This window comes from Acinetobacter sp. YH12068_T (genome assembly GCF_024606005.1).
GTDB lineage: Bacteria > Pseudomonadota > Gammaproteobacteria > Pseudomonadales > Moraxellaceae > Acinetobacter > Acinetobacter amyesii.
Genome location: NZ_CP094555.1, coordinates 1,631,249 through 1,651,543, shown reverse-complemented (window position 1 = coordinate 1,651,543; position 20,295 = coordinate 1,631,249). Strand labels below are relative to the sequence as shown.

16 protein-coding genes and 2 pseudogenes are annotated in these 20,295 nt (G+C 41.5%); 10 read left to right on the top strand and 8 right to left on the bottom strand.

Going from position 1 to position 20,295, the window contains the following annotated elements; genetic code table 11:
* From benB to catA, 3 genes and pseudogenes are all read right to left on the bottom strand, one after another.
* A complete protein-coding gene (gene benB, locus MST18_RS07980; protein ID WP_078190730.1) occupies positions 1-510 on the bottom strand; it encodes a benzoate 1,2-dioxygenase small subunit in 510 nt (169 codons plus the stop codon).
* A complete protein-coding gene (gene benA, locus MST18_RS07975; protein WP_180133764.1) occupies positions 507-1,904 on the bottom strand; it encodes a benzoate 1,2-dioxygenase large subunit in 1,398 nt (465 codons plus the stop codon). The genes benB and benA overlap by 4 nt, the downstream gene beginning before the upstream one ends.
* An 85-nt stretch (positions 1,905-1,989) precedes the next feature.
* Positions 1,990-2,829 (bottom strand): annotated as a pseudogene (catA, locus tag MST18_RS07970) (catechol 1,2-dioxygenase); the annotation flags it as partial.
* An 84-nt stretch (positions 2,830-2,913) separates the two neighbouring features.
* Here catA and MST18_RS07965 point away from each other — a divergent pair.
* The 3 genes from MST18_RS07965 to MST18_RS07955 all read left to right on the top strand — a co-directional run bounded on the left by MST18_RS07965 (position 2,914) and on the right by MST18_RS07955 (position 5,329).
* Positions 2,914-3,297 (top strand): transposase, encoded by a 384-nt coding sequence (locus MST18_RS07965; RefSeq protein WP_154320783.1) that lies wholly within the window; start codon positions 2,914-2,916, stop codon positions 3,295-3,297.
* Positions 3,294-3,629, top strand: coding sequence for an IS66 family insertion sequence element accessory protein TnpB (gene tnpB, locus MST18_RS07960; RefSeq protein WP_000618091.1), 336 nt, complete (start codon positions 3,294-3,296; stop codon positions 3,627-3,629). Before MST18_RS07965 ends, tnpB begins: the two co-directional genes overlap by 4 nt.
* A 74-nt stretch (positions 3,630-3,703) precedes the next feature.
* Entirely contained in the window at positions 3,704-5,329 is a 1,626-nt protein-coding gene (locus tag MST18_RS07955) for an IS66 family transposase (RefSeq protein WP_257249974.1), read from the top strand.
* Between the two features lie 30 nt (positions 5,330-5,359).
* Here MST18_RS07955 and MST18_RS16635 read toward each other — a convergent pair.
* Positions 5,360-5,449 (bottom strand): annotated as a pseudogene (locus MST18_RS16635) (hypothetical protein); the annotation flags it as partial.
* Between the two features lie 281 nt (positions 5,450-5,730).
* Here MST18_RS16635 and MST18_RS07945 point away from each other — a divergent pair.
* The 4 genes from MST18_RS07945 to MST18_RS07930 all read left to right on the top strand — a co-directional run bounded on the left by MST18_RS07945 (position 5,731) and on the right by MST18_RS07930 (position 12,148).
* Positions 5,731-6,645 carry a LysR family transcriptional regulator gene (locus MST18_RS07945; protein WP_111884644.1) on the top strand — a complete coding sequence of 305 codons (915 nt, stop codon included), beginning with the start codon at positions 5,731-5,733 and terminating at the stop codon, positions 6,643-6,645.
* A gap of 191 nt (positions 6,646-6,836) precedes the next feature.
* The gene (locus MST18_RS07940) at positions 6,837-8,210 is read left to right on the top strand and encodes an MFS transporter (protein WP_180011805.1); all 1,374 of its coding nucleotides are present in this window, start codon (positions 6,837-6,839) and stop codon (positions 8,208-8,210) included.
* Between the two features lie 177 nt (positions 8,211-8,387).
* Positions 8,388-9,650: a DcaP family trimeric outer membrane transporter gene (locus tag MST18_RS07935; RefSeq protein ID WP_257234095.1), complete on the top strand. Its 1,263-nt coding sequence runs from the start codon at positions 8,388-8,390 to the stop codon at positions 9,648-9,650.
* Positions 9,651-10,018: 368 nt separating this feature from the next.
* Positions 10,019-12,148 (top strand): TonB-dependent receptor domain-containing protein, encoded by a 2,130-nt coding sequence (locus tag MST18_RS07930; protein WP_180133875.1) that lies wholly within the window; start codon positions 10,019-10,021, stop codon positions 12,146-12,148.
* 105 nt (positions 12,149-12,253) lie between these two features.
* Here MST18_RS07930 and MST18_RS07925 read toward each other — a convergent pair whose 3' ends face one another.
* A complete protein-coding gene (locus tag MST18_RS07925) occupies positions 12,254-13,690 on the bottom strand; it encodes an amidase (RefSeq protein ID WP_180133876.1) in 1,437 nt (478 codons plus the stop codon).
* A 120-nt stretch (positions 13,691-13,810) separates the two neighbouring features.
* Positions 13,811-15,235, bottom strand: a complete 1,425-nt coding sequence (locus MST18_RS07920; RefSeq protein ID WP_180133897.1) for a PLP-dependent aminotransferase family protein — start codon at positions 15,233-15,235, stop codon at positions 13,811-13,813.
* A gap of 197 nt (positions 15,236-15,432) precedes the next feature.
* On the opposite strand from MST18_RS07920, the gene MST18_RS07915 reads away from it, so the two are divergent.
* On the top strand, positions 15,433-16,248 hold the full coding sequence (locus MST18_RS07915) for a hypothetical protein (protein WP_180133877.1): 816 nt from the start codon (positions 15,433-15,435) through the stop codon (positions 16,246-16,248).
* A gap of 220 nt (positions 16,249-16,468) precedes the next feature.
* Here MST18_RS07915 and MST18_RS07910 read toward each other — a convergent pair whose 3' ends face one another.
* Positions 16,469-16,627 (bottom strand): hypothetical protein, encoded by a 159-nt coding sequence (locus MST18_RS07910; RefSeq protein WP_168379604.1) that lies wholly within the window; start codon positions 16,625-16,627, stop codon positions 16,469-16,471.
* A 121-nt stretch (positions 16,628-16,748) separates the two neighbouring features.
* Positions 16,749-17,630 carry a LysR family transcriptional regulator gene (locus MST18_RS07905; RefSeq protein ID WP_078193328.1) on the bottom strand — a complete coding sequence of 294 codons (882 nt, stop codon included), beginning with the start codon at positions 17,628-17,630 and terminating at the stop codon, positions 16,749-16,751.
* A 163-nt stretch (positions 17,631-17,793) separates the two neighbouring features.
* On the opposite strand from MST18_RS07905, the gene MST18_RS07900 reads away from it, so the two are divergent.
* Positions 17,794-19,311 (top strand): CoA-acylating methylmalonate-semialdehyde dehydrogenase, encoded by a 1,518-nt coding sequence (locus MST18_RS07900; RefSeq protein WP_180011812.1) that lies wholly within the window; start codon positions 17,794-17,796, stop codon positions 19,309-19,311.
* A 15-nt stretch (positions 19,312-19,326) separates the two neighbouring features.
* The gene (gene mmsB, locus MST18_RS07895; RefSeq protein ID WP_180133878.1) at positions 19,327-20,229 is read left to right on the top strand and encodes a 3-hydroxyisobutyrate dehydrogenase; all 903 of its coding nucleotides are present in this window, start codon (positions 19,327-19,329) and stop codon (positions 20,227-20,229) included.
* Positions 20,230-20,295: the final 66 nt, after the last annotated feature.

The following is a 20,295-nucleotide window of genomic DNA, read 5'->3' as shown; positions in this document are numbered from 1 at the left end:
TTAGAGGTGATAAATATCAATAACTTGGTTGATATAATCGTTTTTAAGAACTACATATTTGCTGAGGATTTTTGGCTGCTCGCCTGAAAAATCAATTTCATAACGTGACATGCCAAAGTAGCTATAGTTGGTTTTGTAGCGGAAACTTAAGGTGTTCCAGTTAAAACGCACCGTCACTTTGTCACCATCACGTTCAATAATCTCGACGTTATTAATGTTATGGCTGGTTCGGGTATCTGGCATCGTGGCAGATGAACGCTCGGTTTTAATGCGGAAGACACGGTCTTCTAAACCTTGACGGTCTGGATAATAAATCAAAGAAATCTCAGACTGAGGATCTTCTGTCAGGCGGTCATCATCATCCCAAGCCGGCATCCAAAATGATGCAGATGGGGCATAGCACGCTAGCCATTCATCCCACTGTTCATCATCTAAAAAACGCGCTTCGCGGTAGAGGAACTGAGATACAGCTTCAATGCTTACGCTGTCTAAATGTGCAGTTGCATTCATGCGACATCTCCTTGTTCATTTGCGACTTGTTCAGCTAGTTCTTTTTCTTCAGCGATGGCATGTTTCATGGTTTTTAACCAATATTGATGCTGAGCAAGGTAAAGACCTTCATCTTCGGTTTTGATGCCACTTAATAGTGGTTTTAATCCAATTTCATTGGCTGCATCATCTGGTCCATGAATCCAGTGTTTTGAACCACGGCACATGTCGTTCCATTCCAGTTCAATCCCTGCATAACCGGCTTGGCAGGCACGGAATTCTTCTAAATCGTCAGGTGTTGCCATGCCTGAAGCATTAAAGAAGTCTTCATATTGACGAATACGACGTGTACGTGCTTCTGGCTCTTCACCGACAGGGGCGATACAGTAAATGGTGACTTCAGTTTTATTGACAGAAATCGGGCGTAAAACGCGAATTTGTGAACCGAATTGATCCATCAAATAAACGTTTGGATAAAGACATAGGTTACGTGAACGTTCAATCATCCATTTCGACATCGGCGCGCCAAATTTTTCGATATATTCATCGGCTTTGCTAAAGTTTGGACGGTCTTCTGGGTTAGCCCATTGGGTCCATAACAACATGTGACCATTGTCAAAACCATAAGAACCACCACCTTGCTTGCCCCAAGAACCCGCACTCATGGCACGAATATTATCTGCCGCTTGTGCTTCTTTACGGTGCTGTGTGGTTGCTGCATAGTTCCAATGCACGGCTGAAACGTGATAGCCATCTGCGCCATTTTCAGCTGTCAGTTTCCAGTTACCTTCATAGGTATAGGTAGATGAACCACGTAAAACTTCCAAACCGTTTTCCGACTGACCTTCGATCATGTCGATAATTTTGGTGGTTTCACCTAAGAATTCTTCAAGGCTTGGCACATCAGGATTTAAGCTACCAAATAAAAAGCCTTTATAACTTTCAAAGCGCGCGACTTTTTTCAAGTCATGTGAACCATCTTGGTTAAAGCAATCTGAATAACCCGCTTCGGCAGGGTCTTTAACTTTGAGCAATTTACCTGAGTTATTAAAAGTCCAACCATGGAATGGACAGGTGTAGGTTGCTTTGTTGCCTTTTTTATAACGACATAACTGTGCGCCACGGTGTGAGCAGGCATTGATCATGGCATTCAGTTCACCATTACGGTTACGTGCAATGATAATGGGCTGGCGACCGATATGAGTCGTGTAATAATCATTGTTATTTGGAATTTGGCTTTCATGTGCCAAATATACCCAGTTACCTTCAAAAATGTATTTCATTTCAAGATCAAACAACGCTTGATCGGTAAATACTGAGCGGTGCAGTTTAAATTCACCAGTGTCAAAATTATCGACAAGAAGTTCATCAATACGATCTAGATGGCTGGTGTTAATTACAGGAATACGTGGCATGTCCATTCTCCGACTGTCCAATGAGGGGATAGTCGCCGAGTTGTCAAACTTAGATGAGACAGCTCGGCTTCCTTTGAGTGAGTAATTAAGCGCTAGCGCGTCGACGATCAACTTCAGTATTTGGTGCTGCGGCTTGTTCTTTAACTAACTCAACATTAAAGCTAATGTGCTTAAACGGTTGGTTTAGACCACGACGCGCAATTTCAGCTTCGTCTGTGATATCAACAGCAGTTGCTACCAGACCATCACGAGTTGCAAAGGCAAAGTCGTCCCAAAGGTATTTATCACCTTCGATGTTGAATTGAGTGGTTAGCTTGCGGTAACCTGGTGCAGAGATAAAATAATGTACATGTGATGGACGGTTACCATGACGGCCTAATTTGTCTAAAACAAATTGAGTTGTACCTTCTGGAGGACAGCCATAACCAACGGGCATCGTAGTTTGTGCAACATATTTACCGTCTTGGTCAGAAAGAATCGTACGGCGAAGGTTAAAGTCAGATTGAGACTTATCAAAGAAAGAATAGTTACCCAGGCTGTTGGCATGCCAAATTTCAACTTTAGCGCCTTCAATGATGTTGCCTTCGGTATCTGTCACTGTACCTTCAATAAACAGAGTTGGAATTTTATCGGTTTCCGTACCATCGTCCATACGAGCAAAGCCCACTGATTCAGGTGCGCCAGCCACATATAAAGGGCCTTCAATGGTACGTGGTGTACCACCTGTAATACCTGCTTTCGCATCAGCTTCATCCGCACGTAAATCAAGATAGTGCTCTAAACCTAAACCTGCGGCTAAAAGACCTAATTCGTTTGCTTGACCCGCGTCTGTAAAATATTCTAGACCTTTCCATAGTTCAGTTTGAGTAATATCCAGATCTTCAATCGCTTGGAATAAATCACCCAATAAACGTACCACAACTGTAAGCATCCGGCTAACACAGCCTTACCAAGCGATCCTATAAGCCTTAATTTAGTTCCCACCTAAAAACAAGTGGGGACTTAATCCATGAACATGGATATATATTCAGCAACACCTCCTGTTGCTAAAAAACGCAGAACATACAGCAAAGAATTCAAACTCAGTATTGTCAATGCCTGTAAAAATCCTAATACCTCGATCGCTTCGGTCGCACTGCAACATAGTATTAATGCCAACCTTGTCAGTCGTTGGATCAGGATCTTCAGCCATCATGAGGGTGCCGTGCAGGATCCTACTCATGTGAATCCAGCATTTATTGCTTTGCCTTACACTGCTGAAATCAGCCAACCTATTGATGAGAGGATCACGTTGTGTATCACCGTGCCTCATACGAATAATGATATTCAGCTAAAATGGCAGACATCAGAAATACCTGTCTTGGCAGAATTACTCAAGGCACTTGCAACATGATCCGCATTGATGAAATCTGGTTGTCTACTCAGCCCATGGACATGCGTGCAGGTATGGATACGACCATGGCTCAGGTGGTGAGAGCCTTTGGCTACATCAAACCGCATTGTGCTTACCTGTTCTGTAATAAACGTGGCCATCGCATGAAAGTGTTGGTACATGATGGACTGGGCATCTGGCTGTGTGCCCGGCGGCTGGAACAGGGCAAATTTCACTGGGCTCAAGTTCACCAAGGTGAAACCGTGGCCCTCAGCCCGGAACAGTTACAGGCACTGATCCAAGGTTTGCCCTGGCAGCGCATTGGACGACAGCAGGTGGTGACGATGCTTTAAACCAGGCTGTTCCATTCTGCTATTCTCCAAACGTTCTATTTCATTCTTCTCATGACCTCAGGCATACTGCGGTCATGAATACGCTGCCTGACTTAAGCCAACTGACCCATGAACAACTGCTGGAATTCACCAGGCAGTTGGCGATGCAGCATCAGTCTCTGGCACAATCAAACCAGCAATTAGATGCCAGAGTTCAACATCTTGAAGTCACCAATCAGCAATTAGATTCTAAAGTTCAACATCTTTCTATTCTCAATCAAAAATACGAGCATGAACTGGCGCTGTTTAAAAAGCACAAATTCGGCAGTAAAAACGAACATCTCACTGCAAAACAAATCCATCTGTGGGATGAAGCGGTTGAAGAAGATATTGCCGCGGTTGATCTAGAACTGGAACGGCTAAATGCAGATAAAACCGATGCAGTGACACACAAAGCCAAAACCAATAAACCTAAACGTCGACCACTGCCAGATCATCTACACACCATCCGTATTGAGCATGAACCTGCATCAACCCAATGTGCTTGTGGCTGCCAACTCCGTCGTATCGGCGAAGATGTCAGTGAAAAACTGCATTTCAGACCGGCACAGTTCTATAAGGAACAGCATGTGCGTGGTAAATGGGTCTGTGATCAGTGTGACACTCTGACTCAGCAAGCGATGCCCGCCTATGTGATTGATAAAGGCATTGCTTCACCTGAATTGCTCAGCCATGTGCTGGTATCGAAGTATGCCGATCATTTGCCGCTGTACCGTCAACGTCTGATCTATCAGCGGGCGGGAATCGAGCTTTCTAGATCAACGTTATCTGACTGGATAGGTCGCTGCGGTGTAGAACTGGAGCCTCTGGCCAATGCCTTAAAAGAGGTGGTACTACAACAGCAGGTGCTGCATGCAGATGAAACACCGGTCACCATCATGCGGATGGGTGAGAATGATAAAAAACCGAAGAAAGGTTATGTCTGGGCCTATGCCACCACACAGTACAATCCAGTTCAGGCGGTGATCTATGACTTTCAGGATAGTCGTTCAGGCCAGCATGCTGAAGAGTTCTTGAAAGGCTGGCAGGGCTATCTAGTCTGTGATGATTACAGTGGTTATAAAGCACGTTTTAAATCAGGTCAGGTGATTGAGGTGGGCTGCATGGCCCATGCACGTCGTAAATTCCATGAACTGCATGTAACTGGGAAAAGTCAGGTTGCTGAACAGGCATTAGTGTTGATTCAGAAACTGTATGCGATAGAAGCCGAACTCAGGAAAAAGACCGATGGTACAGCGGAAGACCGCCGCGAATACCGACAACAGCATAGTCAACCAGTGATGCAACAACTATATGAATGGCTCAACCAACATCATCTGACAGTGCCATCGAGTTCTCCTACCGCCAAGGCGATCAATTACACTCTGAAGCGTTGGCCAGCCTTAAGCCGCTATCTGGATGATGGCAATCTACCGATTTGCAATAACTGGGTGGAAAACCAGATGCGCCCCTGGGCGTTGGGACGTAAGAACTGGTTATTTGCAGGTTCGCTGCGCAGCGGTCAGCGAGCAGCCAATATTATGACATTAATCCAGTCAGCAAAGCTGAATGGGCTGGATCCCTATGCCTATTTAAGTGATGTGCTGAAAAGGTTACCGACACATAAAGTGACCCAGATTGAAGAGTTACTGCCACACTGCTGGAAACCTAAATCGAATTAAAATTGGTATGGGATTCAGCGGACGCTTACCCACAACTTGCTGTACACGTTGGTCAACAGGCCCTGTCGCTGTATCTACGTTCATTTGTTTAACCAGAACATCAATCTCTTGACGGTTCATACTATATCTCCTTAAGTATGCATTTAAGTATGGGTGGCTATCACTCGATAAAAGAGGTCTTTGGCTGCCACGTTCCTTGTTTGGTTGTCTAACAATACTTTTTAAGTTGTTTTGTGTAGCGGCTGAAGCTTCTTTCAGGTAATGCGCTGCACGATGTTTTTGATCTGTTGGATGGGATTAAATTTGCTTAATCCTGTCTATGTGATATACCTTAAAAGAATAAAATCTTCACGTCGAAGATCAAATTTGCATTTTATTATACTTAATAGGTATCGATAACCATGGAACTAAGACACTTAAGATACTTTGTCGCGGTGGTTGAAGAGCAGAGTTTTACCAAAGCGGCAGAAAAACTATATATAGCTCAACCACCTTTGAGTCGGCAGATTCAAAATTTGGAACATGAGCTTGGAATTCAGTTATTTGAACGAGGTAGCCGTCCGCTTAAGACTACAGAAGCAGGTCAATTTTTTTATCATCATGCTTTAAAACTTTTGTCTAATGCAGAAGAAATTAAATCAATGACGAAACGAATCGGTTTGACAGAAAGGACCGTGACAATCGGTTTTGTGAGCTCTTTATTGTTTGGTTTACTCTCGAATATTTTGTATTTATTCAAACAACAACACCCACATTTAAAAATAGAAATGGAGGAAATGGCGACCACTGAACAAATCAAAGCATTAAAAGAAGGCCGTATAGATGTCGGCTTTGGTCGATTGCGTATTTCAGACCCTGCAATTAAACGGGTTTTACTGCGTGAAGAACGCTTAGTGGTAGCCTTACATGCAAGTCATCCTTTCGCACAAAAAAAGGAAGGAGTCTATCTTGCAGATCTGATCGATCAGCAATTGATTTTTTATCCAAATCACAATAAACCGAATTTTTCGACCCAAGTGCGTGGCATATTTTCAGAGTATGGTTTGGAACCTAAAAAAGTACGTGAAGTTCGTGAATTACAACTGGCATTGGGCTTTGTTGCGGCGAACGAAGGGGTTTGTATCACCCCAATGAGTGCCCAAAGTGTGCAATTAACACATTTAACCTTTGTTCCTATCTTAGACGAAGCCGCGATTAGCCCTGTATTTATGGCTGTGCGTAATATGGATGAAAGCGAAGATATTCGTGGTTTATTTGATAGTGTTTATCAAGTGTATGATTTAGAAGCGATTCCATATGATCGTGCTGTGTTTTGAGTATGTTGTCGCTAGACGTTCAGATGAACTGCACATATGAAATGATCTATTTAAATAAAGCGGAATCAAGGGATTAATTTGTATTCAACTTTTTAGGTATACAAACATGCCTAATCGGTTTTGGACATTAAGCACCGACTTATTCATTGTGAAAAGCGAATTTTACAAGCTTCACAATTAGGAGGTGGGCTATGCAAAACCAGAAAATTAATATTAATACCTTGGTTGATGAAGCCAAATTTACGCCATTTCATTGGGGTGTTTTGATTTGGTGTCTTTTGATTATTATTTTTGACGGTTATGACTTGGTGATCTATGGCGTTGCCTTACCGTTGTTGATGCAAGAATGGTCCTTATCTGCGGTACAAGCCGGCTTACTGGCAAGTACGGCTTTATTTGGCATGATGTTTGGTGCCATGTGTTTTGGCACACTGTCGGATAAAATTGGTCGCAAAAAAACCATTATGATCTGTGTCGGTATCTTTAGTGGTTTTACCTTCTGCGGCGCTTTTGCAAGTACTCCCGTTGAGTTTGGTATTTTACGCTTTCTTGCCGGTCTAGGCATCGGTGGCGTTATGCCGAACGTTGTCGCATTAATGACAGAATACGCGCCAAAACGTATACGCAGTACCTTAGTTGCACTAATGTTTAGTGGTTATGCCATAGGTGGTATGGCTTCAGCGTTATTGGGTGCTTGGTTAGTGCCTGTATATGGGTGGAAAATCATGTTTTATATTGCAATTATTCCATGTCTTGCATTGCCTTTAATTTGGAAATTCCTCCCTGAGTCATTGATGTATTTAACCTCAAAGCATCAAACAGATACGACTCGAACGATTGTCTCTAAAATTGCCCCTGAACAAGTCCTCACAACGGATACACAATTTGTACTCAATGAAGTTTCTGAAGAAGATAACGCTCCGTTAAAAGCATTATTTCAACAAGGGCGTAGTTTCAGTACGTTCATGTTCTGGATTGCATTTTTTATGTGCTTATTGATGGTTTATGCACTTGGAAGCTGGTTACCAAAATTGATGATTCAAGCTGGCTATTCACTTGGTGCAAGTATGATCTTCCTCTTTGCACTGAATATTGGTGGAATGGTAGGTGCTATTGGTGGTGGTGCTTTGGCAGACCGATTCCATATCAAAAAAGTACTGAGCATCATGTTTATGTGTGGCGCGTTGGCTTTAATCTTACTGGGCTTTAACAGTCCGCAAATGGTTCTGTATACCTTAATTGCTGTAGCAGGTGCAGCTACCATCGGTTCGCAAATCCTACTTTATACCTTTGTCGCACAATACTACCCAACCACGGTACGTTCAACAGGTATGGGCTGGGCATCGGGTATTGGAAGAATTGGTGCAATCGTTGGACCGGTACTTACTGGTGCGCTGTTAACCATGAATTTGCCGCATCAAATGAACTTCTTGGTGATTGCCATTCCCGGTGTCATTGCTGCATTGGCGATCTTTATGGTGAATTTGCAAGCGTCTGTAGAAGCGTCTACTCAAGGTCAATCGCCAAAGCTCAATACGCAAGCCATCAAAAATCCAGCGAATTAAGCCGATATTTAAAGATTTAACATTACCCAAAAATTTTAAGTTTCCAGGCCCTGATGCACAGCATGAGGGCTAGTGGGAAATTGTGACAAAAAATAAGGAAAGGGCATCGCCCAAATCGAGGTCAGGATGAAAACTCAAAAGCTAAATTTAGTCAAAAAAAACTTTAAAATTAAACCGATGATACTAGCTTGTGCAGCCGCGTTCCCCATGTGGACACATGCGGCAGTCAGCGAGGCTGAAGTTGAACAGTTGCGTGATGAAGTCAAAGCGTTAAAAGCCATGATGCAGCAATATGTTCAACAGCAAAACACCTTGTCGAGTGAAATCAAAGACGTAAAACAACGACCTGTAGTTGCTGCACAAGCACTAAAACCGACTCAAACACCGAGCCTGAGTTTAAATACCAAATCGGGCGCTGAGTTTAGCTTGTATGGCAATGTGCGAGCAGATGCATCTTATCAGGCAGAAGGCGGCAGCTTATCTCGCCTGTATAACCAAATGAATAGTGTTCCGCTAGAAGGGAATGCTGAAAGTTCAGATCGTTTAAAAGCAACACTTGCTGCCACACGTTTAGGCCTAGACTTTAAAACGCCGACTCAAGTGGGCGATGTAGGCGGTAAAATTGAAGTCGACTTTTTGGGCGCAAATGATGGACTGAGGATTCGTCATGCCTATTTAACTTATGGTGATTGGTTGGTGGGGCAAACATGGTCTAACTTTGCTGTACCTGATTATATGTCTGAAACTATTGATGCATTGGGCTATGTTGGTGGTGCTGTTAAACGTACACCGCAAGTTCGCTATAGTCACAAATTTAGTCCTGAGACAAATCTTGTGCTTGCAGCAGAAGATTCTAAGGATGACAGTTCAAATATGCGTTTGCCTGCATTAACAGCGCGGTTAAACCATAAAATGACAGATACACTCATGTTGAGCGCACGTGCGATGGGTGCTGAAAAGAAAACGGATACGGATACAGAAACCGCATGGGGACTTGGTCTGGGCGCAAAGCTAGATTTGACGGATAAAACAGTGCTCAAAGCGGATTATTACCATGTCAAAGGCGACAGTAGTTTTGTGTCATGGACCAACCAAGGTTTTGTGACCAATGCAGATAAAGACATCATCGCCACCAATGAATTTGACTCGATTACAGTAGGTTTAACTCAACAAATTTCAGCACAATGGCGCGGAACATTGGGCTATGGTTATATGAAAGCAGATGGTAATGCAGATTATGTCAACTCATTAGTTGATAAAACCAAGGCCAATAAAAACTTGTGGCAAGCATGGGCAAATGTATTTTACAGCCCTGTTAAGCCGATTAGTTTAGGTCTGGAATATGTCTATGGTGAACGTGAAGCTTTTGGCGCTGCACCAAATGGCAGTACTAAAGGTGAAGATAATCGAATCAATGCAGTCGCGATGTACAACTTCTAATGCTGTTACAGAGAATTGTTTAATTTAAATTGCCTTAGAAATTTCAATATCAATTTAACGAGAGCGTGATTGAAAGTATATTCAGGTTTTGACATCTGACTTTCCGACAATCTTTCAATGCGTACTCTTAATCAATACACGCCCTTGATCTTCTCAGATTGAGGGCTTTTATCTTATTTAGAAACTTTTATTTTTGACTAAAAAATATAATTATCTGTTTTATTTCATTTAACAAATCATTTGAATATAAAAATACGAAGAAGAATATTGATAAAAATCATGAATTTTGAAATATTTTGATACATACATGATGATAAAACACACTACAATCCTTGCCGTCAAATTCGTTTCACTTAGAAGACGCAATCATGGATGTCCCTCAATTTTCCAAATATAACAACACGTCACTTAAGCTTTTAAGCCTGATGATGCTTACTGCAATGGCACAATATAGTGTTGCAGATAGCAATGTATTACCTGAAATCACCATTAACGTTGAACAAAGTTCAATGGATGATCAAATAAAAAAAGCACTGACTAAAGTAAATGGTGCAACCAATGCGATCGTGGCAGCAGACATTCAAGATATACCCAAGCGAACAAATGCTGATTTATTTAAAAATCAACCGGGGATTTACGCAGCATCTTCAGGAAATGAAGGGGTAAAACTGTCGATACGTGGCTCGGGGATCAATCGTGCACCGGGGGCGCATGCTTCAGGGTTGTATGTGACCTTAGATGATTTGCCATTTACAGGGCCAGGAGGAACACCTTATGAACTGCTTGAGCCGCTGTGGGTAGACCATATAGAGGTTTTACGGGGTGCTAATGGTTTAACACGTGGTGCATTAAGCTTGGGTGGTCTAATTAACTATGCTAGCCCAACTGGAAAAAATGCAGCTAAATTGTCAGTGCACCATGAAATGGGTAGCCACGGTTATCAAAAAAGTGAAATCAATTCAGGACAACAAATTGGCGACTTAGACTATTATCTTTCCTTAACGCAAAGTGATGATGACGGTTTTCAAGATCATGCTTCAAGCCAGAGCAAAGGTTTATCGGCCAATGTGGGATATCAAATAAATCCAAACCTAGATACACGTTTTTATCTGCGTTACCGAGAGACTGAACACCAAACGCCGGGACGTCTAACCCAACAACAGATTGAACAAAATCCAAAACAAGCAGTAGCCCAAAATATCTCGCTGAATAATAATCGTCCGCAGCCGGGAAGTCTTTGGTTGGCGAATAAAACCAATATGACTTTGGACTCGGGCGATCGTTTACAGTTGGGTCTGGCCTATCATCATTATCCGATGGATTTGCAAGAAGGTTTGTATAGTACCGATGTTGACTATGACGATATCATTACCTTATTTAACTACCAATTTGACCGAACGCTATGGGGGCATGAAAGCCAAAATACTTTAGGTTTTCGTAGTACCACGCATTTGCCAGATGGTCAGGTCGTTGAACGCTTGCGTGTAGCGCAAGGCGCCTATGCTGCGGGTACAGAAACGCGGCATTATACCTACCAAGGTGGTGACTATGTTTTACATTATGCCAATGCCTTGGCACTACACCCACAGTTTTGGCTCGATAGTCGAGTTGCATTGGCGTACACCCATCGTGAAAGTGAAGTGACATGGCCTGTGCAAAGTCATAAAGAAAATATTCGTGAATGGAATGTCCTGCCATCGCTAGGTTTTCGATATCAAATCCAACCTGAAACACAGCTCTTTGCCAATGTCAGTCGAAGCTTAGAAGCACCACATCCTTGGGCTTTAATTTGGGGTTCGGATCAAAAGTTCCCCGATGAAAGTGGCGCAGCGACGGGACGCCAAAATGCTCCGATTCATTTGAATAGTCAGACAGCGAATACTCTTGAACTAGGTGGGCGTGGTCAACATGCACTGGGTGTGTGGAATATTGCATATTACTATTCACAGGTTAAAAATGAACTGTTGGCTGTTGAAATCCAACCAGAGCCTAATCCGATAATTTACGAATCGAATGCTTCAGACACCATCCATCAAGGGATTGAAGTCGGTTTAAACAGTTCACTTTGGCAAAATGATACATATGGACAGGTTCAACTAAAACAAGCCTATACCTTGAATGATTTTCACTATAAAAATGATGCGGTATTTGGAAAAAATGAGCTGGCAGGTATACCAAAACACATCTATCAGGCTGAACTGAAATACGAACATCCTTTAGGCTTTTATGCTGCGGTGAATACACTTTATGCCGCAAAGGTCGCAACCGACTATGCCAATAGTTTCTACGCAAAAGATTGGCAAATTTGGGGAGCATCGTTCGGCTATATTCAACCGCAAAAACAGTATATGGCTTGGTTGGATTTCAGAAATATGGCCAATAAAAAATATGCATCTACCGTGACACCGGGCTATAACGATGCCGGCAAAGATCCTGCTCGTTTAACACCGGGTGAAAGTCGGGCGGTATATGCAGGACTGACGTATCATTTTAATTAAGCATCTTGTATTTAAACAGTAATCTATTAAAAAGCTTTGATTCGCAGATTTGAAAATAAAAAAGGGAGTCAATCAGCTCCCTTTTTTAGCTCTTTGATTGGTTTGTTAAGCAGTTCGAGGTATATCTTGAATACGTCGCCATGGCTGAGCTTCTTCAATTTCATATGCCAGTTCAATTAAGGTTTTTTCATCACCGATATCGGCTGATATTTGCATACTGATCGGTAGTCCGTCGTTTTGCGTTTCTCCCATAGGAATCGACATGGCTGGAGCACCAACAACATTTTGGATGGGTGTAAAAGTCACATAGTTCTGTATACGTTCAAATAACTGGTCAAACGGTAATTGAGGTGACAAATAGCCGATTTTAGGTGTGGTATGTGCAAGTACAGGTGATAGCAACACATCGTAATGCTTAAAGATTTCACGATATTGTTGCTGCATTTTCTTTAATCGATACAGAAATAACGGGGTTTTATAAAAGTTCTTTTTATACAACTTCGATAAACCAACGGTTAAGTGATCTAACTCTTTTGGATTAAAGTCAGCGCCAAAGATTTTCTTGCCAAAGGTACTCAGTAAAAAGGACAACATCCCCCAATATTCACTAAAATCTTCCACAAAGCTTAAGGCAAAAGGTAACTGAAGTTCTTCAACATGATGGCCTAATTTTTCCAAGAGTGCTGCGCTATACATTAAGGTTGAAGTTGTTTCGCTATCTATTTGCCCAGTAATCGATTGCGGGACTAAACCGATGCGTAGTCGACGTTTAGAAGGGCCATGAATCATGCCTATGCGTGGCAGTTTTTTATTGTAATAACTTGACTCCATTCCTGCATAGAAATGCGCAGTATCTCGTATGCTACGGGTTAGGACACCTTCACTGATGATATTAATCGGAAGAGAGCCTGCTGCTTCACTGTCATACGTACGGCCACGGCTAGGCTTTAATCCAATCAGGCCGCAGCATGCAGCAGGGATACGAATTGAACCACCGCCATCATTGGCATGGGCAATAGGCACTACACCGGCTGCAACGAGAGCTGCGGAACCCCCTGAAGATGCGCCGCAGGAATAACTTAAATGCCACGGGTTATGGGTGGCTGATCCATCTTTATATTCGGTACTGGCATTTAGACCAAATTCAGGTAGTTTAGATTTTCCTAATACGACAAAACCTTGATCTAAGATTTGTTGGCTAATTTGAGGGTTACGATCGGCTGGTTTTGAGCCGATGGCTTTTGAACCATGGCGTGATGGCAAGCCTTGATAATCTAGATTATCTTTAAAGAAAAAAGGGACGCCCGCAAATAGACCATGTTCAACATATTGATTTTTCTCTAAAGCGCGTTGAAAACAGTCCAGTTCAATGGCATTTAGATACGGATTGACTTGTTCCGCACGTGCAATGGCTGCTTGTGTTATTTCCTGTACAGAGGCTTCTTTAGATTTGATGAGCTGTGCAATCCCCACAGCATCTAGATCTTTGAGTACATCCGAACTAAAGGCATGTATGCGTTGACTGTGTTTTTGATCTTCCATGAACTAACCTATTTGTTTTTTGAATTTTGGTAAATGTTGAATGAATTCGTTGTTATCTCAACAACAAATATATGTATTTGAACAATATCTGTTTGAGCATAATAATGACAATAAAAATTGTCAAATATTCATCTGATCTGAGGAAAGTGCAGAGATTATACTAAGGAGGGCATCTAAAGCCTGTTGAATCTCATCCTTCCATGCAAAGGAACAATTTAAACGGATATATTGAGTTTTGGCTTCTGATACGTTAAATAAACGGCCTGGAGCAACGCCGATCTGCTGTTGAATTAAGGCTTCATAGACTGCCATGCTTTCAACGTTTTCTGGTAATTTTAACCAAAGAAAATAACCACTTGGATGATATTGTAATTTACATCCAGTCGGTAGGCGGCTTTCCAAATAACGGTAAAACTGTAATTTGTGTTGCTGTAGACTTTTTCTTAAGACCCTTAAATGTTTTTCATAATGATAATTTGAAATAAATTCCACCAAGGCATTTTGCAATAAGGTATTAACGGAAATAGTGCTCATAAGCTGTAAGTGTTGAATCGCTTGAGAATATTTACCCGCATGCACCCAACCGACCCGAAATGCAGCACCTAACGTTTTAGAAAAAGATGAGCAATGTAAGACCATATTATTTTGGTCAAAATATTTCATTGATACGGGTTTCTTAGATGCATAATGCATTTCTTCATACACATCGTCCTCAATTAAATGCACATGATATTGGTGTAAGAGCACGGCAATTTTTTGCTTGATTTCATCACTCACTGTGAAGCCCACAGGATTATGTGAATTCAGCATCAACCAACAGATCTTGACGGGATAAGTTTTTAAAATATGTTCAAATGCGGTTAAATCAAATCCGTCTTGTGGATGTTCAGGTAAGGTCACCACTTTAAGGCCTAAGCGCTCTGCAGCTTGCAAGGCGCCATAGAAAATATTTTGCTGTAACACAATATAATCACCCGGTGAGGCAATGGCCTGTAAGGAAAGATTCAGTGCATCCATACAGCCTGAGGTAATCACAATATCCTCTAGATCTGTGGCAATGCCTTGCATGCAATAACGCTGTGCAATCAACTTACGAAGGGCTAAATTACCGGGTGGAAGATTATCAATGGCATCGTAACTTTTAGGATTTCTGGAAATTTGCCCCATGATTTGGGTTAACTTTTTAGAAAAAACAATATCTTGAGATGGAAAGGCTGAACCCAATGGAATGATTTTTTCATCTTGTATTGATTTTAAATACTTAAAGACCAGAGAGTTAATTTCAACCGGTGTGTTTAAGGACACGATTTGAGTTTGTTCAGCTTCTATTTCGAGTAAGCCTTGCGCCACATAGTAGCCAGATTTCTCACGTGCATAAATTAAGCCACGCGATTCCAACTCCTGATAGGCATTCATGACCGTGATTAAACTAAAACCGGACAACTGCACTTGTTCACGTAAAGACGGGAGCTTTTCGTGCGCTTTTAAAGTGCCATTTTCAATCAGTTGACGTAGGTGCTGAGCAAGCTGTTCCGATTTATACATAGTCATCAACAAGACAAAGTTCTGTTATAAATATATCAGTAAATGAAACTTTACATTAAATTTTTATAACAGATGAGTCTGTACTGTTATATGTTTTTTCAAAATCACTGTATCTAGTTTTAAGCTTGAATTTTTTATAAGGTGCATAGACCACAACACTTGTGGCGTCAAATGGTATGGAAGTTAGGGAGTTGAGTATGTTTAAAGCCAGTGAATTAGAACTGTTACAACATTTACTGGTGGATGTTCCATTGACAGATTCAACGCTGCATCTGTTGCAACAACAGCATACTAATTTAGAAGCGGTGCTTTTACGAAGTCGAATTTTGCGCCAAGTACAGCAAGTGGGCTATGTCAGTATTTGTCAGGAGTATATGCACGCCAAGGCTGAAAATGCGGCTTTTTTATTTGCACCCTTTATCTTAGCGAATTTGAATCAGAAGGTGATCTACGCTACACCACAAAGCCCTGAAAATGTTGCGATATTGAATCGTTATTATCATGCTGAGGCTAAACTTAGCGCATTTAAAGTTGATGATGTTTTATCGGGACTCAATGTCTACATTGAGCTAAATAATGAACAGCTATCGCCAGCAGAATACTTCTATTTTAGTTTGATCAATAGCTTATGTAATCCGAAAGTTTCCAAAATTATTTGTATTACACATCTACATATCGACTTAGAAAAATTAAATCAGCTTGCTGAATATTTAGATGTTGAAATCCATGTCTTGGCGGATAAAGCTGAACCGATTGACTTTGATCTAAATAAAATCAATATGTTAAAGCTGCTATTTAAAGACAAAGATCAGCAATATATCGATTTATGCCAAAAATTTTCGTTTATTAATGCGCAAATTTTACAACGATTAGGTTTATATGAATTTGATCGTGCGCAAGTCTTGGTAGAAGACATGTTTTATTCAGAGCATATCTTTGAAAAAATGTCGGTATACGGTGAATATATTCAAACACATCTACAGCACCAAGTGAAAAAGCAGAGTCCTGCATAAGCGATTCAGAGGGGAAAGTAATTTTATAGCTGTAATTTGATCACTTTAAAAATGCAAAAAAGCTTGTAAATCTAGACTTACAAGCTTTTTTTAAATTCAAATTTAAACCAATTTATTTGGCCTAATGATCCGATTAATACTTTATGAACTGATCATGAGCAAACATGAAATGTAAGATATACATGCAATAGCGAGTTGCAATAAGTGAATAGATTATCGCTTAAGGTAGATAAGAATTATCTGCACCAACGACAAACGCTACACCAATACAGAATAAAAGCACATAGATTGAGAACCAAATAATGGCACGTTTAAAGGCCTTATCTGAAATTTCACTGTCTGCATATTTTTGCGGTTTTTTAGGCTCTTGATTGCTCATAAGATGTACTCTAAATCCCTAATGGTTATAGGTGATTATTGGGGTATATCACTTGAAAGCATAGATACAACATTCATCTAAATTTCTATAACAGTTATAGTTTAGAAGCAGCCATCCTGACTTAATCCATTAATAAACTATGATATTGGTCGGTTCTTTTTCTCAAAAAGTCCCAGACCAGCTTAATGCGCGGCTCATGCTGTAAATCGACTAAGGTCAGCATCCAAAAGGTATGCACAAAACGAACATCTTGCGCCAAGACTTGTTCTAATTCGGGTTTTTCCTCGGCCAAAAATTTGGGCAATATTGCCAATCCTGCACCCGCACTCACGGCAATTTGTTGTGCCAAAATACTACTACTTCTAAAGTTAGCATTGAGCTGAATAGGTAAGCGCTCTAAACAATACAGTTCGGGGCTATAGACTAGATCATCTATATAGTTCACAAAAGTGTGTGATTTTAAATCTTCTAATGTATGAATGGGTTGCGTGTTTTTTAAGTATTCTTTACTGCCATAAATCTTTAAACAATAGTCTGCCAGTCGAGTAATAATATAAGGTCCTGATTTCGGTCGATCGATGGAAATAACAATATCTGCTTCACGATGTGAAAGTTTGATCATTTTCGGGACAGGAATAAGGTCGATCGTCAGTAGAGGGTATTTTTTGGACAATTCTGCCAAGAGCTGTGTCAAAAATGCTGTTCCAAACCCTTCGGGTGTGCCAATTCGCACACGACCTTGCATAGGTTGGTTAGGTTTTTCGATTTGTAAAAATGCCTGTTCCATTTGTTCAACGCGAGGAACCAGTGCCAAACCTTCTAAAGTGAGCTCATAACCTGTGGCTTCACGTTTAAATAATGGTGTGCCTAAAGCCAGTTCTAGCGCATGTATACGTCGAGAAACCGTACTGTGCTCAACACCGATAATACGTGCGGTATTGGTTAGGGTTTTCGCACGAGCCAAAACCAAAAAATACTGTAAATGATCCCAATCTACTTTCATTGTTATTGTCATCCCTGTGCATATTTGCACATCAATCGTGCGTGAATCTCTATTGGTAGTCAAAATTTTCTTTGCTAGTTTGAAGTGAATTGGAAAATATAAATATAAGGCTTTTGGATATTTTCTAAGTCAGTACAAAACAATAAGTGCCTATGGAGAGGTCATGAACACAATGTCAAATATTCAGTCAGCGACGGCTAAATTATTAATTAACGGTAAATTTGTAGAGTCAAACACTACAGAGTGGCAAGACATTCTAAATCCTGCAACTCAAGAGGTTTTGGGTCGTGTTCCAATGGCGACTATGGAAGAAGTGGATGCAGCGATTGCTTCAGCGCAAGAGGCTTTTAAAACATGGCGCTTAACGCCTGTTCAAGCACGTATGCGCATTATGCTGAAGCTACAAGATCTGATCCGTAGCAATATGAAAGACATTGCCCGTGTACTGACTGCTGAGCAAGGAAAGACGCTTGCAGATGCTGAAGGTGATATTCAACGTGGTTTAGAAGTCGTTGAGCATGCGTGTTCGGTTGGCACACTTCAAATGGGCGAATATATAGAAGGTGTTGCACGTGGTGTGGATACCTATACTTTGCAGCAACCTTTGGGTGTATGTGCAGGAATTACGCCATTTAACTTTCCTGCGATGATTCCACTGTGGATGTTCCCAATGGCGATTGTCAGTGGAAATACCTTTGTTTTAAAGCCATCTGAACAAGATCCATTATCGACCATGATGCTTGTCGAACTTGCGATTGAAGCCGGTATTCCAGCAGGTGTATTAAACGTAGTGCATGGTGGTAAAGACGTTGTTGATCGTTTATGCACACATCAAGCTATTAAGGCCATTTCATTTGTAGGCTCTACAGCCGTTGGTACACATGTATATAACCTTGCAGGACAGCATGGAAAACGTGTGCAGTCGATGATGGGGGCTAAAAACCATGTCGTGGTAATGCCGGATGCCAATAAAGAACAAACTTTAAATGCTCTCGTTGGTGCAGCATTTGGTGCGGCTGGTCAGCGTTGTATGGCTTTGTCTGTTGCTGTCATGGTTGGTGAAAGTAAAGAATGGGTTAATGAACTGGTTGAAAAAGCCAAAACGCTGAAGGTCAATGCAGGGCATGAACCGAATACCGATATTGGCCCAGTCATTTCACCTCGCGCAAAAGCACGTGTACTGGATTTAATTCAAAGCGGTGTAGAGCAAGGTGCAGAGCTGTTGCTTGATGGTCGTGATGTTCAAGTCATTGGCTATGAGCAAGGAAACTTTGTCGGAGCAACGATTTTTAATCAAGTTTCAACCGATATGCGCATCTATACCGAAGAGATCTTTGGACCCGTATTAGCCATTATTCATGTCGATACTCTGGAGCAGGCGATTGAATTGATTAATGCCAATCCATTCGGCAACGGTGTTGGACTATTTACACAAAGTGGTGCAGTCGCTCGTACATTCCAAAGCGATATCGATATTGGTCAAGTGGGTATCAATATTCCAATTCCTGTACCAGTTCCTTTCTTTAGCTTTACAGGATCGCGTGGTTCAAAACTGGGTGACTTAGGTCCATATGGTAAGCAAGCAGTTCAGTTCTATACACAAACCAAAACCATCACCAGTCGTTGGTTCGAAGATACACAAGAAAAAGGTGAAGTGAATACCACCATTAACCTACGTTAATTTAGGAGTTCAAGGATGAATATTGCCTTTATCGGTTTAGGAAACATGGGCGGAAAAATGGCCCAAAATCTACTCAAAGCAGGTTTTACGGTTTACGGTTTCGACTTAAGCGAAATTGCGATTCAGCATTTTACTGAAGCAGGTGGCATTGTTTGCCAAAGCCCACAAGATGCAGCGAAACAAGCAGATGTTGTAATTAGCATGTTGCCTGCTGCCAAGCATGTTAAAGAGGTGTATTTGGGTGAAGATGGTGTGTTGGCGGTAATGAAAGCAGGAAGCTTATGTATCGATAGCAGTACCATTGATCCGCAAACCATTAAGGATATAGCCGAGGCGGGTGCTGCACATCAGATAAAAATCTGTGATGCACCTGTTTCAGGCGGAACTATTGGTGCTCAGGCAGGTACATTAACCTTTATGGTCGGTTCAGATGATCAAACCTTTGAAAAAACCAAAGCGGTATTGGGCCACATGGGTAAAAACATTGTGCATTGTGGTGATGTGGGTGCAGGTCAAATTGCGAAAATTTGCAATAACTTGATTCTTGGTATTTCCATGGCAGCCGTTGCTGAAGGTATGGCACTCGGTGCGCGTCTGGGAATTGATCCTCAAGCCTTAGCGGGTGTGGTGAATAGTTCGAGTGGACGTTGCTGGAGTTCGGATGTATGTAATCCATGGCCAGGTATCTCAGCAAATGCACCTGCAGGACGTGGCTATACCGATGGTTTTGCAACGCAGTTGATGTTGAAAGATTTAGGATTGGCTGTAGAAGCCGCAGGACAAGTCAAACAGCCGATTATTTTAGGTGGACTGGTTCAGCAGATGTATCAACAGCTGTGTTTACAAGGTAATGCACACTTAGATTTTTCAAGCATTGTGCAGCAATACTTACCTAAGAATGCTGAAGAAACGCATTGAACACCAATCTAGCCTAGGGATGGCTAAAAATACTAACACTCGTGTCGGAATAACAATAAATTGAGA

Bases quoted from the DNA above. Each gene is read 5' to 3' on its own strand.
- MST18_RS07925 (WP_180133876.1), bottom strand. From the start codon at position 13,690: ATGGAAGATCAAAAACACAGTCAACGCATACATGCCTTTAGTTCGGAT.
- MST18_RS07905 (WP_078193328.1), bottom strand. From the start codon at position 17,630: ATGAAAGTAGATTGGGATCATTTACAGTATTTTTTGGTTTTGGCTCGT.
- MST18_RS07920 (WP_180133897.1), bottom strand. From the start codon at position 15,235: ATGTATAAATCGGAACAGCTTGCTCAGCACCTACGTCAACTGATTGAA.
- MST18_RS07930 (WP_180133875.1), top strand. From the start codon at position 10,019: ATGGATGTCCCTCAATTTTCCAAATATAACAACACGTCACTTAAGCTT.
- MST18_RS07915 (WP_180133877.1), top strand. From the start codon at position 15,433: ATGTTTAAAGCCAGTGAATTAGAACTGTTACAACATTTACTGGTGGAT.
- MST18_RS07945 (WP_111884644.1), top strand. From the start codon at position 5,731: ATGGAACTAAGACACTTAAGATACTTTGTCGCGGTGGTTGAAGAGCAG.
- MST18_RS07965 (WP_154320783.1), top strand. From the start codon at position 2,914: ATGAACATGGATATATATTCAGCAACACCTCCTGTTGCTAAAAAACGC.
- tnpB (WP_000618091.1), top strand. From the start codon at position 3,294: ATGATCCGCATTGATGAAATCTGGTTGTCTACTCAGCCCATGGACATG.
- benB (WP_078190730.1), bottom strand. From the start codon at position 510: ATGAATGCAACTGCACATTTAGACAGCGTAAGCATTGAAGCTGTATCT.
- MST18_RS07940 (WP_180011805.1), top strand. From the start codon at position 6,837: ATGCAAAACCAGAAAATTAATATTAATACCTTGGTTGATGAAGCCAAA.
- MST18_RS07910 (WP_168379604.1), bottom strand. From the start codon at position 16,627: ATGAGCAATCAAGAGCCTAAAAAACCGCAAAAATATGCAGACAGTGAA.
- MST18_RS07900 (WP_180011812.1), top strand. From the start codon at position 17,794: ATGAACACAATGTCAAATATTCAGTCAGCGACGGCTAAATTATTAATT.
- MST18_RS07955 (WP_257249974.1), top strand. From the start codon at position 3,704: ATGAATACGCTGCCTGACTTAAGCCAACTGACCCATGAACAACTGCTG.
- MST18_RS07935 (WP_257234095.1), top strand. From the start codon at position 8,388: ATGATACTAGCTTGTGCAGCCGCGTTCCCCATGTGGACACATGCGGCA.
- benA (WP_180133764.1), bottom strand. From the start codon at position 1,904: ATGCCACGTATTCCTGTAATTAACACCAGCCATCTAGATCGTATTGAT.
- mmsB (WP_180133878.1), top strand. From the start codon at position 19,327: ATGAATATTGCCTTTATCGGTTTAGGAAACATGGGCGGAAAAATGGCC.